This window comes from Sphingobacterium spiritivorum (assembly GCF_016724845.1).
In the GTDB taxonomy this organism is placed as follows: Bacteria; Bacteroidota; Bacteroidia; order Sphingobacteriales; family Sphingobacteriaceae; genus Sphingobacterium; species Sphingobacterium spiritivorum_A.
Genome location: NZ_CP068082.1, coordinates 1,734,236 through 1,748,415, shown reverse-complemented (window position 1 = coordinate 1,748,415; position 14,180 = coordinate 1,734,236). Strand labels below are relative to the sequence as shown.

The following is a 14,180-nucleotide window of genomic DNA, read 5'->3' as shown; positions in this document are numbered from 1 at the left end:
AATTGATTACGATTTTATGAAAAGATATTTTAATAAAAAGAATGTTTCCTGTTTTTTGATGTTGATGACAGGGTTGACAGGAATGATAACCATTTCCTGTGAAAATAAACTGGACATCGATGCTGCGAATGTTGCTTCTGAAACAAAACAATGGACGGATATTTCAGATACCCGCTCTTCGTTGATGGGGTTGTATGGCCTTACCAGAGCCGCATTACAGGATAATAATGCACATTGGGTTTATGGTGAGATGAGAGGTAAAGATTTTGTGTCTTACAAACGCTCTGATCTGGAGGCCGTTTACAAAAATGATTTAAAAGCATCGTATCCAATGATCTCCGCATTGTCAAACTGGAGAAGATTTTATGCTGTGGTAAATGCAGCTTCCATCTTCATAGAACGTGCTCCGGAGGTATATGCAAAAGATGAACGCTACACAGAGTTGAATCTTAAATATGATATCGCACAGGCACGTGCTATTCGTGCATTTGCCTATTTCTACATGGTTCGTATCTGGGGAGATGTGCCTTTGCTGACCAAATCCTATGATGACGGTAAATTTACAGAATTCGGAAGGACAGATCAGGCTTCCGTACTGGCTTTTGCAAGTCAGGAATTGTTAAAAGCGGCAGAAGATCTGCCTTACCTGTACGGGGTGAATCTACAGACCTATTACGGGGTCACATCCGTAGAATGGAGAGGTGTATTATTCAACAAGCTGACAGCGTATGCGCTCTTGGCACATATTGCGGCATGGCAGGGGAAATACATTGATGCAGATGTGTTTTCAAAATTTGTTTTGGATAATTACGGTAAAGTAGGCTTGTTCTATTCCAATATTTCTCAACTGACGGGTCGGACAGGAATTTTCTCTTCTTCAGAAAAATATTCGCAGTTGCTTAATTTTCAGTCCTCTTATGCCTTTAATGAGGCAACAGCTACCGGGCATATCGAACAGTTGACGCTGGCCAAGCCGTTGACAAACAAGACTATGCCGGATATTTTTGTCCCTAAGGACAGTGTGATTACCATTTTTAATGACCCTAATGATACCCGTTTTGGTATTGACACGATCTCAGGGCTGACAAGGACCAATTACTTTACAAACTTCAGTGGCGAGATTCCGATTTTCAGTAAGATCAAAGTGATCAGAGACGGAGACGGAGACAGTGATTTCAATATTTTCGGATCTAATCTGGTTTTCACCCGACTGGAAGAAATCACGCTGTTAAGAGCTGAAGCCAAAGCAGCCTTAGGAGAGATCAGTGAAGCCCGTACACTATTGAATGTGATCAGAACAAGCCGTGGATTACCGGCTTTTCATGAAGGAAGAACAGAGAATATTGTTGATGTAATCTTCGAAGAAAGACGGAGAGAGCTGATGGGTGAAGGCTGGAGATGGTATGATATCATTCGTTTCAATAAGCTAAGGAAAAAAGATTCCAACGTCGTAAAACTGATAAATGATGGAGGAATTTACTGGCCTATCGCTACAGATGTGCTAAGGAACAATTCACAACTTGTACAAAATCCATATTGGAAATAAAGATTATAACCACCTCATATTATGATTAGAATTCAACATATCTGGTTTGTATTCGCGCTGTTTATATTGACTGCAACCGTTTCCTGTGAGAAAGGTGACGAATACTATAAGGATTATCAAAACAATACCAAGGTTTATGATGGTACTATACTGAAGTATCTGGAAAGCCAAAGGGGAACTTATGATTCCTTGCTTCTGGTGCTGGATCGTGCGCCCGGACTTCGCTCCAAACTGATGGGTACAGAAAAATTCACATTTTATGCGATGACCAACCGGAGCTTTGAGATTGCCGTGAAGGCTCTCAATGCTACCCGTAAGTTGACAAATAAAGCACCTCTATATCTGGAAGACGTAGATCAGTTGGAGCTGGACTCCCTGATGGGAAGATACATCTTTGAAGGTGAAGTAACTACAGAAACACTGTACCCCTATATAGATGGCCTGAAAGCCAAAAGTATCTATGGATACGATATGCATATGTACTATAATGTCACAAATGCTTCCGGCTTTGTTTCCGGAGGACAACAGGAAATCGAGTTTAGCGATGTCAACAACTCCATTTTCAAAAGATATTGGCAAACGACGACGACGACTGCAGTCAATCTGAAGACAACTAACGGAGTCATTCATTTCCTGTCGGCAAGTCACGATTTTGGGTTCAATAAGTTCACTTCTAAGTTTTCTCAATAATGTATATGAATAGAAATTATATAAGCAATACGATAAAAGGCGCTTTAGTTCTGTTATCTGTTATACTACTCTCTTCGTGTAATAAAAATCTGCCGGATCATCTGGATGCATTGGATAATGATGTGACATACACTACCACTACTTATGAGCCGGTATTAGGAAGAACCACTTTATTCAATAATAATGTGAATGTGGGTAAAAATTCTACCCTTCCTTTAGACTTTAAAATTTACAGTATCCGTACTGCTGACGGAGATCCTGCACCGGAACTAACCAGTAAATTTCCTGTCAAAGTATGGAAAAAAGCGTATACAGGAGCTGAAACTACATTGGCTGAGATCGAGAGTAAGCGTGAAGTGCAGTACAGACCTCTGTTAGAGATCCAGGAAAAATCCGGAGAGATCACGATGTGGAATCCGGGAAGATCCAGCTTCGTAAAGAATAGTCCTGATCCGGGTTATGTTTTCGATGTAGAGATAAGTAATACTGGAGGTCGCAAATTTGCAAGAAATCTGAAATTAAAGCCTTACAAAGAAAGACCTTACGAACCATCAACCATCGATCCTGCTACAGGATTGTCTCTTCGTCCGTATGTGTTTCCTTCTTTAATGGTCAATACCGTTGGCGAACGCACGGGGCAGTTTCTAGGCTTTGGAGATATGGTTGTTTATTTCTTTAAAAATGAAGAACAGGCCGGAAATTCCCTGACCTTCAGTTTTGTAGATTCTTTAAACAATTATATCAATCCGGATAAGTTTAATGCTACAAACTGGGAAAAACTGATTCACGGATTTGATATGGTCAAGACCAATCAGAAAGTAACGTATAAGGTTGCTTATCCTATTCCATTGATTAATCAGAGAACTGACTATACGAATATAGATGGTACAAGAGCCAGCGTGACCTTTGCATACAGACGACTTGGTTTCGGAGGGGGCAGTGTGCTGGCAAGACTAGGGTTAGATTTTGCAATTTTTGAAGAAGGCAATTGGGAAATTCAATTCCGTTTTACGGGCGAATCACCAAGATTTACTAATGAATAACCCCCAACTTATTAATCAGAAATTATGAAAAGTATATATATTATTTTATGTTTTGTGTGCACGTTCTGTAGTTCCGTTGCTTTTGCGCAGAATGTTACAGTGAGGGGGATTGTGAAGAATAGTGCAAATGGCGAAACACTAAGTGATGTCTCTATTTTGATAGAAACACCAAGAAGAGCAATCGGTACTTCCGGAAGAGACGGATCTTTTGCCGTGACTGTTCCTGCGAATTCCACATTGTTATTTACATTTCAGGGAACACAGGTTCGCCAGAAAATAGAAGCCGGAAGAACCGTGTACAATATCAACATGGCTATTAAGGAAAATGTGATAAACGAAGTAGAGGTGACCGTAGGATATCAGGCACGTAAGAAGACATCCTTTACAGGATCTGCAGTAGTCATTTCCGGAAAAGAAATACAGGATCAACCCGCTGCAAACTTTACCGATTTACTACAGGGAAAGGTTGCCGGACTTAATGTACAGTTGAATAACGGTACTCCCGGAGTTCGCGGATCCATGGCTATCCGTGGTATTTCCAATATCAATGTGCAGGGATCGGGAGATAATGCTTTCCTGACACCCACATCTCCTTTGTTTGTTATTGATGGTATTCCGATCGAAGATAACGCAAATTACGAATATGGTTTTCAGTCGGCAGGCCCTGGTATCAGTCCTATAGCCATGATTCCTACTGAAGATATTGAAGACATTACCGTATTAAAGGATGCACAGGCAACTGCACTTTACGGATCAAAAGGTGCATATGGTGTAATCCTGGTGACGACCAAGCGCGGACGTTCTAAAGTGCCGATTGTATCTTACGAGAGTAAACTGTTTATTAATGCGGTACCGGGATTGAGAAACGTAATAGGAGGAAAAGGGGAACGTTATCTTCGTTTGCAACAGATACTTGGTTACGATTCAACCTATAATTCTGCATTGCAGCATATCAATGATTCGCCCATGCTGGCGGACAGTTTGAACGCTTTCTATAATAACTCTACAGACTGGCAATCCTATTTTTACAGACCGACTGTCAATAATAGCCAGAATGTGAATATATCCGGAGGGGATCAGGCCTTCAACTATAAAGTGAACACCGGCTATTATGATGAAAATGGTATTATCAAAAATACTGGATTTACACGCTATTCTCTTCAAATGAATATGCAATATATGCCTTCTTCTAAATTTAGATTAATGGCATATCTGAACAGCTCTTTAGCTAAAAACAGTACAGGATCAGGCAATGCGCTGCAGCAGTCGGGTGTCGGCAGCTCGGCTAATACTTCTTCTCTGTTGCCATCACCGTCCTTATTTACAGGGAGTAGTGATGCACTGGCAGCCCTCAATGTCCTCAATGACAGTAAAACCGGTAATCTCTCTTCTCAGGTAGAAATTCAGTATGAGCCTATACCTGGTGTACGGGCGTCATCTACGCTTAATTACAATTACCTCAGAGGGACACAGGATCGTTTTACACAAGGTGCTTTGAATGCGGATAAATCTGAAGTGTACTCTTATAATGACAGGACCAATACATTGTACAATAGAAATCTATTGGCCTATAACAAGACGTTTGCTGAAAAACATAATCTGAGTGTATACGGGTTTGCTGAATTTGAAGTGGTAAATAAGAGAGGAGATGAAATGAGTATTACGGGTACACCAAATGATCAGATAACAGTCGGATTAGGATATGATACCCGCAATCAGAAAGGTGGAACATTATATAAAATCACACAGGAAAAAAGAACGGTCGGTTATGCCGGAAGTTTCTCATACAATTACGATGAAAAATACTATATAGATTTTACATACAGGGTCGACGGTACATCTACTACAGGAGGGCTCAATCCGTGGACATATCTTCCTACAGGAGGACTTCGCTGGAACTTCAGTAACGAAAAATTTGCTGAAAACTGGGATTGGTTATCGCTGGGATCCATAAGAGGTACTTGGGGTAAGAATATCATCCCCGTAGGTACCATTTATGATGTGTATGGTAAGTATTTTCAGGATGGCAGAACCTACAATAACCAGCCCACCGTATCTATTGATCTAGGAGCGATACCTAACGTGAACCTGCAGCCACAGACGAAAACAACACTCAATTTGGCTACAGACTGGGCCTTCTTCAATAACAATCTGACATTCACATATGAGTATTATTACAGCCAGAGTGATAAAATGTTAAGGAAAAAACTAATATCTACAGAGAATGCGTTTGAAGCGGTTAATTCCAATGAGACCAGCGTTGTTAACAGAGGACATGAATTCCAGTTTAACTACAGACCACTTAACAACAAAACATGGTCTCTGTCCTTCAACGGAAACTTTGCCATCAACCAGGATATTACAGCAGCATTGCCGGATGGTGTAAGGCAACTGTTGATCAAAGATGAATCCAACTATTATCAGGATATTCTTTACCAATTGGGAACCAATACATTATCTAACGTATTATTTCACTACAGAGGTGTTTACAGAACAGATGATGATGTGCCTGTAGATCCGCGTACCGGAATGAAATACCGTACCGGCGGAATCTTTGGTGCAGACAGAGAATTCAGAGCAGGTGATCCGATATGGACCGATCTGAATGGTGACTATATTCTGGATGAAAAAGATCTGGTTGTAGTTGGTAACTCGCAGCCTAAAGTAACAGGAGGTTTTGGTGCATTTATTAAATACAAACAATTCTCCCTGCAAACAAACTTTGTTTTCACAATCAAACGTGATATCCTGAACAATGCGCTGGCGGATCGTTTCAGAAGCTATTCTAACCCCAGAGGACTGGTTACTTATGACGGCAATGGCAAACCGATTATGCCGGGAGCATTAGTGCCGCTTAGTCAGTACAATATCTGGACACAACCGGGAGATGATGCCTATTACCCGAATCCGTTTGATTTTATCCGAAATGAACTGAATGATTTTTACAGATATAACCAAACCCTGTTCCAGGAAGACGGATCATATCTGAAGTTCAATTCGGCAACATTTTCCTACAACTTTGACAGAGAGTGGACCAGACGTATGGGAATTTCAGGTGCCCGAGTTTATTTCTCCGGCAATAATATCTACACATTCTCGAAGTATTCAGGACCAGATCCGGAGTTAGTCTCCGATTTAGGAAGAGACTCGTCAAAGGGATATCCGAGAGCACGTAATTATACATTAGGTTTAAGTGTCCAATTTTAATTCAGAAAATTATGAAACGATTATTATACATAGGTTTTACGCTGATTACCACATTATTTGTGACATCATGTGGAAAGGACTTTCTAAATGTAACACCAATCGATAACCTCTCCGGTAATAATTATTGGAAAACTAAGGCCGATTTTGAACAATTCACAGGAGGGATCTATTCCACTTTCAGAGAAGCGACAATGCGTCAGATCTTTTTTCCGGCTACCGGAGATTTCAGATGTGCGCCTATTAACAGAGCTCCCGGATCCAACGGTGCTGGTGCGACATTCAATCATCTGACCTATTTAAAGTTCAATGATCTCAAAAGCTTATTCGCACAGTATTATAAACCGGAGCGCGCATTTGGAGAGAACAATGATTATTTTGGTTTTCAGCAGGTCCGTAAATGGAATAATTTTTTCCTCATGGTACAGAAGGCCAATATTCTGTACTACCAGTTAGAGAATGTAGAAAGCGGAATCCTGTCTGAGGCGGACATCAAAAAATATAAAGCTGAGGCGGTATTTTTACGTAATCTGGCTTATTTCTTTATGGTCAGAGTATGGGGAGACGTTCCGTATTATACACAAGCTTTTCATAGTACCCCAAGTCCCCGCGTAAATTTTGTAGAAGTATTGCAAAAAGGTATTGCAGATATGTCTGCCCATTATAAAGATCTGCCCTGGACATACGAAGATCAATCTATTGTGGCGATACGGGCGATGAGAGGAAGTGCTATTGCGCTGATGATGCATATGAATATGTGGGTAGCCGGATTTTCATCCAACAAAGCTCCGTTTTATGAAGCTACAGCAGCATTGGGAAAAGAAATAATGGAAGAAAATGGTGGCGCTTATACCTTATTACCACTGGAAAGAACCAAGGAGATCTTTAAAGGTCGTACTAAAGAAGGGCTATTCGAAATTGCACAAAACTTTAACTACGGAGAGTCTTTCCATTTGTCATCTACTTTTTCTGACTATGTATTGCGTGCACCAAATAAGGTTGTTACACGGTCATATATCTATTACTCCAGTAAGTTCTTGGAAAAACTTTATCCTCCTGGAGAGCGTGATCTGAGAAAATCATACTGGTTTGACGAATTTATGTACAATACAGAAGGTCAGTTTCAGATGTTGAAATTTGTCAATGTCTTTATGGAAGAAGGGGAAGATAACAACCCGGATGATAATCAGGTCGTTTTTCGCTATAATGATGCTATCATGCTGCGCGCAGAAGCATTGGCAGAGCTGGAAAGAGACGGAGAAGCCAAACTGGTTATCAATGAGGTGCGTAGAAGAGCCGGAGCTAAAGAAGCTGCTTCTGAAAATGGAAAAGACCTCAAAGATCTGATCTGGTACGAACGCGCCAGAGAATTGATGGGGGAAGGGCATTGGTTCTATGATCTGGTACGAACCAGAAAAGTCATCAACGCCGAATATACAGAAGCGCCAATGTCTGTAGATGCTTTTAATAGAGGAGGATGGACCTGGCCTATCGATCAATCTGCTTTTGCAAATAATCCTTTTATGACATACAATGCTTATTGGAACTAATCAGATAGAAATTATGAAACTAAAGAATATATTTTTTCCGGCCATTATTTTTATAATCATTGGTCTTAGCGCATGTAAAAAAGAATATTACGAAGAGACGGGGAAGCATGATCCTAACTACAATGGTACCATATGGCAATATCTGCAAGGCCGCAAAGACCTCTTTGATACATTGACCAAAGTAGTTGAATATGCGGGGATGAAAGACATTCTTGACAAAGAGAGTGTTACCTTCTTTGCTCCGCCTGATATGAGTATTGTGAAAGCGATGAAAGAACTCAATGAATATCTGGTAAGTCGCGGTCAGGATACGGTCACATCCTACAAACAGGTAGATCAATCTGTCTGGAAAGATTTTCTGGGTATGTATATCATTAAAGATAAATATGTATTAAAGGACTTTCCGCAATTGGATACAATTAATCTGGAAACTTTTGGCGGGCAGGGATATACGAGCTACTCCGGCAGGGTAATGAATATAGGGGTATTGTATAATGATACCAAGACTGTAAATTCTAACGGCGATATACAGATCATTAAATATAGCGGTTACAGACAGCTTTACCTTAATTATGTGGAGAACTATTCGTCATCTAATAATCTATTCAGTATGACAACAGGACCTGTTGCTACTTCCGATATTCAACCGACTAACGGAGTGCTCCATGTTCTGCAGTTCAGCCGGCATATTTTTGGATTTCAGCGTCTGGATTTTGTAAGAGCAGCAGTAGATAAAGGAATCAAACCTCTAAACTAATATTGACCAAGATGAAATACAGATATATACAGATTTTAGGAAATCTCCTTTTATTCATGACAATTAGTTCTATCCTAACTGTCGGATGTAGCAAAGATAATTTAGTCGGGGAGAATCCGTATGCCGGTGGTAAAGAACCTCTGGGCGTATCTTTCAAAAGTAAATATGCCGATCCCGAATCAGCATTTCCCGGAGATTTAGTGACATTTGAAGTCAAAGGATTGAAACAATACGAAGGAAAATTTGACTTTTTTATAAACAGTACAGCTGTTGGTATAGAAGAGCTGACAGACTCAACAGTCACGATCAGAATTCCTGAAAAAATCAGTTCAGGAGGAGCAACGATCAAAATAGGAGAACAGGTGTTCTTTGGTCCTACACTTAAGATAGAAGGAAGCGTCTCTATAGATGCAACATTTGACATTATCAACGGATTCAATAATACTGTACTCGATATTCTTTCTGATGGCGGAGGATATATTGTTGCGGGAGGATTTACAGATTTCGAAAAGTCAGCGACAAAAGCTAACCCTATCAATGGGTTACAATTTTTGAACAGTAATGGAAAAGCCAGTACAAATATGACTTTCGGAAAAGGAGTAAATCCATTTGGGAATGTCAACTCAATACTGAAGATGAGAGATGGTTCCTTTATTATCGGGGGCAATTTTGTAAGTATGAATCAGAGAGAAGCGATGAAAATTGCAAAGCTTAATTCAAAAGGCCAGCTGGATACCGTGATCGTAGAAGTTATCAATTCGACTGAAGACAAAAAGAACGATGTTGATACCGTATCTGCCTTTAATGGTGGAATAGAGTCCGGAACAATACTCAAAACATTCGTTACTGCAGATAATAAGATCATCGCCGTAGGAAACTTTGACCGCTATTCTAAAGTGGATTATACCTATTCATCCCGCAAAAATTATCGCTATGTCTATACACCTGTACGGAACGTGTTCAGATGTGATGCAAACGGAAAGCTGGATTCAACATTCGTATACAATAATAAAGGAGCAAACGGAATTGTAACCAGTGCCATTCAACAGAATGACGGAAAGATTGTTCTCGTAGGACAATTTACAACATATAATGACAAGCCTGCTAAAAATATTGTCCGTCTTAATCTGGACGGCACTGTTGACGAATCCTTCAATGTAGGGTCAGGGGCAGATAATAGTATTGTAGAGATAACATATGATTCGGCCAAAGATAAAATTGTACTGTCCGGTGTATTTAAAAACTTCAATGGTACAGTGGCTAATAATGTAGTTTTCCTCAATACAAATGGTAGCGTAGATCAGTCGTTCCGTATGCGTGAGGTTGAAGGTGGTGGTGTAGTATACGCCAAGATCCTGAGTTACGGAAAGGTGCTGGTAAACGGATCATTCAAGAAGTATGATGGTATTAACAGATCCAATCTTTTGATCCTAAATATGGACGGATCTGCCGATCAGCGCTATAATCATATCGGTAGTTTCAATGGTGTCATTTACGATGCTGTAGAGACGACTTCTGCTCTTGGATTACCGGCAGTAATATTAGGAGGATTTATATTTTCTGTAGATGGAAAAGCAACAGGGAATATTGTAAAATTAGAGTTAAACCCAAATCTGAACTAACATGATGAAAAGTAATATGTTTGCAATCTACGCAAAAAGAGTATGCCGGATCGGATCTGTCATTGTTGCTTCTGTAATCGTAATGAGCTGTAATAAAGATTTTCCGAATCTGTTAAACGAGCAGCCGGTCAATCAGAATACGGAAGTCGGAAAGCCTAAGGTACTTTATATCATAGTGGACGGGTTAAGAGGAAATGCAGTACTCAGTTCAAATGTCAAAAATCTGACTTTGATGCAAAAAAATGCACTTTACACGTTCAATGGTCTTACGGATTATAAAACAAATCCAATGACCAATGAGATTGGTTGGGCATCCATGCTGACAGGCGTGTATCAGGATAAGCATAAAGTCACTTCTTCGGATTTATCAACAGTAGATTTAAAAGATTATCCAACCGTGTTCACAAGGTTGAAAAGCATAGATAAGGATGCAACTTCCAGTGTATTTGCATCGTCGGATCCATTAGTGACATATCTCGGAGGAGCAGCTACTGCTAAAAAGGGATTTGCAGGAAATGATGAGGAAATGAGTAAAGCCGGACTGGAAGAATTAAAATCCGGAAAATCAGATCTTATCGTTATGCAGTTTCACGGAGTAGATGATGCCGGCCAGAAGTCATCTTATGAATCGACTGATGCACAATATATCAGTGCAATAAATAAAGTGGATCAGAAAATTGGAGAAGCTGTAGAAATCATCCGCAACAGACCCAGTTACAGCAGTGAAAACTGGTTAATTATTGTCAGTTCATCCAAAGGAGGGAAAGTTCTTGATCCAACCAACGATCAGACAGTATTTGGGGATGCAGTGAGAAACACATTCACGATGTTCTATTCCCCAAAATTCAGGCGTAAGCTTATCGCCAAGCTGAATACCACAGATATGCCTTTTGTGGGTAATGCAGTAGGTCTTACTTATGGAGAAGGAACATCGACATTAGCTACACTTGAAAATGCTTCCCAGTATAATTTTGCAAATAACAAAAACTTTACTGTGGTATTCTTTTTTAAATATAATGAAGCCAATGCGGTCTGGAATTATCCTGTTTTCTTCTCAAAAAGGGAAGAAGGATTTGGCGGAGCAGGTTGGAATTTCTTTGGTGAGAGCGGCAAGTGGGGATTTAACTCCTCCATCGGAGGGCAGGTCTTTGGACCAGTCGTAAATGACGGGAACTGGCATGCGGTAACTGTTGTTGTGAATCGGACAACCGGATCTATAAAAGCCTATACAGATGGTGTATTTAACAGTACAGCTACAACGAATGGCAATAATCTGGATAATACAGCACCTCTGCGTATCGGAAAAATACCCGGTAGTTCTAACAATAGTGCAAGATTTACCCTTTCTAACTTACAGATTTATAATGTGGCCTTTACAGACGAACAGGTTAAAAATCTGTCAGGGATAACACAAGTCGATCCGACACATGATCAGTATGCCAATCTTATCGGATACTGGCCGGGATACAGTGATGTAGGTACGGCAAGATTGAAAGAAAAAAGTGGTAAAGGGGCAGATTTTGTATTGACAGGCAGATATGACTGGCTGAATTTCAGTGATAAGGTAGATTATTTCAGATCACCTCTGGGTGGGGATTTTTATCATATGGTTCCTAATTCTGTAGATGTGCCTTTTATGATCTATCAGTGGTTTGGAACAAGTGATATTTATCAGTGGTCGCTGGACGGAAAAGGCTGGACACCTAACTATATATTGGTAAGAGATTAAGATCTAATGCTAACGATTAAAGAACTTATTATGAAAAAGAGCAATATTAAAATATTCATAGCATTGTGCATAGGGACTTTATTATTGTCCTGTAAAAAGTATGGATATGATTTCCAGGATGGGCATCAGGATGGAGATCAGGATCCTTCAGCAATAGATACTACAATGTTTGTCGCAGACAAAAGCTTGTACGATCGTGCCCGTGTATTTCCGGGTCTGGTAGGGGAGAATGTACCACGTATCAAAGATACAACTGTCATCATAGACATGAATAAGAATGTCATTTCCTCCAGAGACTACAAGATCAGTGTAGCTCCTCAGGCCATATACAGTACAGGATTGTATGCCCCTCCCGGTGAAAATGTCAAGATCACCGTACCGGAGGGACTTATCGGACTGACTGTGCAGATAGGAGCACACATGGACAATCTGACTGGGAAGGAAACATTAAAACGGGATCCGGTGATCTATACCGTTAAAGAGCTTGCTCCGGGAGTCAACTATGTGCGTAATCTGTATGGTGGTACCATATGGGTACGTTCCAATGTGGCGCGTCCAATCCCGGTAAACTTAAAATTCAGTGGTCCTGTAAGAGCTTCAGATTTTGTTCACGGACAGAGCGATATTGCAGCATGGAAAAAAGATGTATTGGCGAATAATGTTCCGTGGTTAGAAATCCGGGGTAAACATATGGTGATGACAGTTCCGCGTGCGAATGTAGTTACTTTCATTAATCAGGGACGATTCAATGATCTTAATGAGGTAATGGCCGAATGGAATATCGTATATGAGAAAGATTATTACGACTGGATGGGACTGAGTGCCACCGCTGCAGAAGTGAAAAACCGTTATCCGGAATTTCCTCAACGTGTTGTACTGGATATACAACCTTCGCTGGGATATGCACATAGTGGTTTCCCTTGGGTAGCACAGAATGATCTGCAGTGGTTAGATGAGCTGACCAATCTGACGACCATACACAATGGTAATTCATGGGGATCTTATCATGAAGTCGGGCACAACTTTCAGCAGACTTCTACATGGAGCTGGTCAGATCTTGGAGAAACATCCAATAACCTGTTTATTTTTAACGGAGGACATAGAAGAGGTAATGCAACTATCCTCAATTTTCACCCGGCACTAAAGACAGCTATACCAACAGCATTGACTTTTGCAGCTTCACTGACAGGAAAGAATTTCTCTAATCTGGATGGAGTAATTGCCGATGGAGAAGCTCCGTTTTTCAGATTGACACCTTTCCTGCAGCTATTTGATAAAATACAGGGAAAAAATGGAGAATCCGGATGGGCATTTATGACTTATTTATATAATAAATCCAGAAATTCAGACTATCAGTTCTCATTGGATCAGGCTAAAAGAGATTATTTCTACCGTTCATTATGTGAGTTTACAGGCCGTGATTACTACCGATTTATGGTAGCATGGGGAATGGCGGTCAGCAACGTAGCTAAGAAAGAGATGCGTGCCAAATATCCGCCAATGGAAATGACGACATGGACATACGACCCTATTAAAAAGACGGGAGGCAACTCTGCAATGAATCCAAAGTATGATCTGCCATCAAGTCCTTTTGAGTATACCTCTAACATGGCTACAGCAACTAATGAGAGTACCGGGAAATTTACGGCTATCAATGATGGTAGCATTACAACTTACTGGCACACCTGTTACAGCAGTTGTAATCCTGTTACTTCACTTCCGGTTACCATTACCATAGATATGAAAACTGCCGGAGAAATCAGAGGATTCTTTATTCAGAACAGACAAGGAAATACATATGCAACGCGTGTCAAAGTATATACCAGTGCCGATAATATCACCTGGACACAACAGGGAGACTATAAACTGGCACAATCAAGTGAAGCTACGGCACAACGAAATGCAAGAAGAGATTTTTACTTCCCTGCTTTAGTAGAGCCGAGATACATAAAATTTGAATTTCCGGATAAAAATCTGGGAGGTGAAAATCATGTGGCTTTGGCCGAGTTGGGTGTTTTCTTTGATATTAATTAATGACT

Annotated in this window: 9 protein-coding genes; all 9 read left to right on the top strand. The window is 40.4% G+C overall.

The features are described from left to right. The first annotated feature begins 16 nt into the window (after positions 1-16). The 9 genes from I6J03_RS07300 to I6J03_RS07260 are packed head-to-tail and all read left to right on the top strand — an operon-like array spanning position 17 to position 14,175. Entirely contained in the window at positions 17-1,546 is a 1,530-nt protein-coding gene (locus I6J03_RS07300; protein WP_003008860.1) for a RagB/SusD family nutrient uptake outer membrane protein, read from the top strand. A gap of 21 nt (positions 1,547-1,567) precedes the next feature. Next, positions 1,568-2,236: a hypothetical protein gene (locus I6J03_RS07295; RefSeq protein WP_002997880.1), complete on the top strand. Its 669-nt coding sequence runs from the start codon at positions 1,568-1,570 to the stop codon at positions 2,234-2,236. A gap of 5 nt (positions 2,237-2,241) precedes the next feature. Then, positions 2,242-3,279 (top strand): DUF5007 domain-containing protein, encoded by a 1,038-nt coding sequence (locus I6J03_RS07290; RefSeq protein ID WP_232279757.1) that lies wholly within the window; start codon positions 2,242-2,244, stop codon positions 3,277-3,279. A gap of 24 nt (positions 3,280-3,303) precedes the next feature. Next, the gene (locus I6J03_RS07285; protein ID WP_003008855.1) at positions 3,304-6,486 is read left to right on the top strand and encodes a SusC/RagA family TonB-linked outer membrane protein; all 3,183 of its coding nucleotides are present in this window, start codon (positions 3,304-3,306) and stop codon (positions 6,484-6,486) included. A gap of 11 nt (positions 6,487-6,497) precedes the next feature. Further along, positions 6,498-8,033, top strand: a complete 1,536-nt coding sequence (locus tag I6J03_RS07280) for a RagB/SusD family nutrient uptake outer membrane protein (protein ID WP_201694261.1) — start codon at positions 6,498-6,500, stop codon at positions 8,031-8,033. 13 nt (positions 8,034-8,046) lie between these two features. Further along, positions 8,047-8,790: a fasciclin domain-containing protein gene (locus tag I6J03_RS07275; RefSeq protein ID WP_232279756.1), complete on the top strand. Its 744-nt coding sequence runs from the start codon at positions 8,047-8,049 to the stop codon at positions 8,788-8,790. An 11-nt stretch (positions 8,791-8,801) separates the two neighbouring features. After that, positions 8,802-10,412: a DUF5008 domain-containing protein gene (locus tag I6J03_RS07270; protein ID WP_003008848.1), complete on the top strand. Its 1,611-nt coding sequence runs from the start codon at positions 8,802-8,804 to the stop codon at positions 10,410-10,412. Between the two features lies 1 nt (position 10,413). Continuing rightward, on the top strand, positions 10,414-12,141 hold the full coding sequence (locus I6J03_RS07265) for a LamG-like jellyroll fold domain-containing protein (protein WP_002997869.1): 1,728 nt from the start codon (positions 10,414-10,416) through the stop codon (positions 12,139-12,141). A gap of 30 nt (positions 12,142-12,171) precedes the next feature. Then, complete coding sequence (locus tag I6J03_RS07260) at positions 12,172-14,175, top strand: M60 family metallopeptidase (protein ID WP_232279755.1); 2,004 nt, start codon at positions 12,172-12,174, stop codon at positions 14,173-14,175. Positions 14,176-14,180 lie beyond the last annotated feature (5 nt).

What these genes read in the sequence shown, in the direction of transcription:
- I6J03_RS07300 (WP_003008860.1), top strand. Translation starts at nt 17, where the DNA reads ATGAAAAGATATTTTAATAAAAAGAATGTTTCCTGTTTTTTGATGTTG.
- I6J03_RS07295 (WP_002997880.1), top strand. Translation starts at nt 1,568, where the DNA reads ATGATTAGAATTCAACATATCTGGTTTGTATTCGCGCTGTTTATATTG.
- I6J03_RS07290 (WP_232279757.1), top strand. Translation starts at nt 2,242, where the DNA reads ATGAATAGAAATTATATAAGCAATACGATAAAAGGCGCTTTAGTTCTG.
- I6J03_RS07285 (WP_003008855.1), top strand. Translation starts at nt 3,304, where the DNA reads ATGAAAAGTATATATATTATTTTATGTTTTGTGTGCACGTTCTGTAGT.
- I6J03_RS07280 (WP_201694261.1), top strand. Translation starts at nt 6,498, where the DNA reads ATGAAACGATTATTATACATAGGTTTTACGCTGATTACCACATTATTT.
- I6J03_RS07275 (WP_232279756.1), top strand. Translation starts at nt 8,047, where the DNA reads ATGAAACTAAAGAATATATTTTTTCCGGCCATTATTTTTATAATCATT.
- I6J03_RS07270 (WP_003008848.1), top strand. Translation starts at nt 8,802, where the DNA reads ATGAAATACAGATATATACAGATTTTAGGAAATCTCCTTTTATTCATG.
- I6J03_RS07265 (WP_002997869.1), top strand. Translation starts at nt 10,414, where the DNA reads ATGATGAAAAGTAATATGTTTGCAATCTACGCAAAAAGAGTATGCCGG.
- I6J03_RS07260 (WP_232279755.1), top strand. Translation starts at nt 12,172, where the DNA reads ATGAAAAAGAGCAATATTAAAATATTCATAGCATTGTGCATAGGGACT.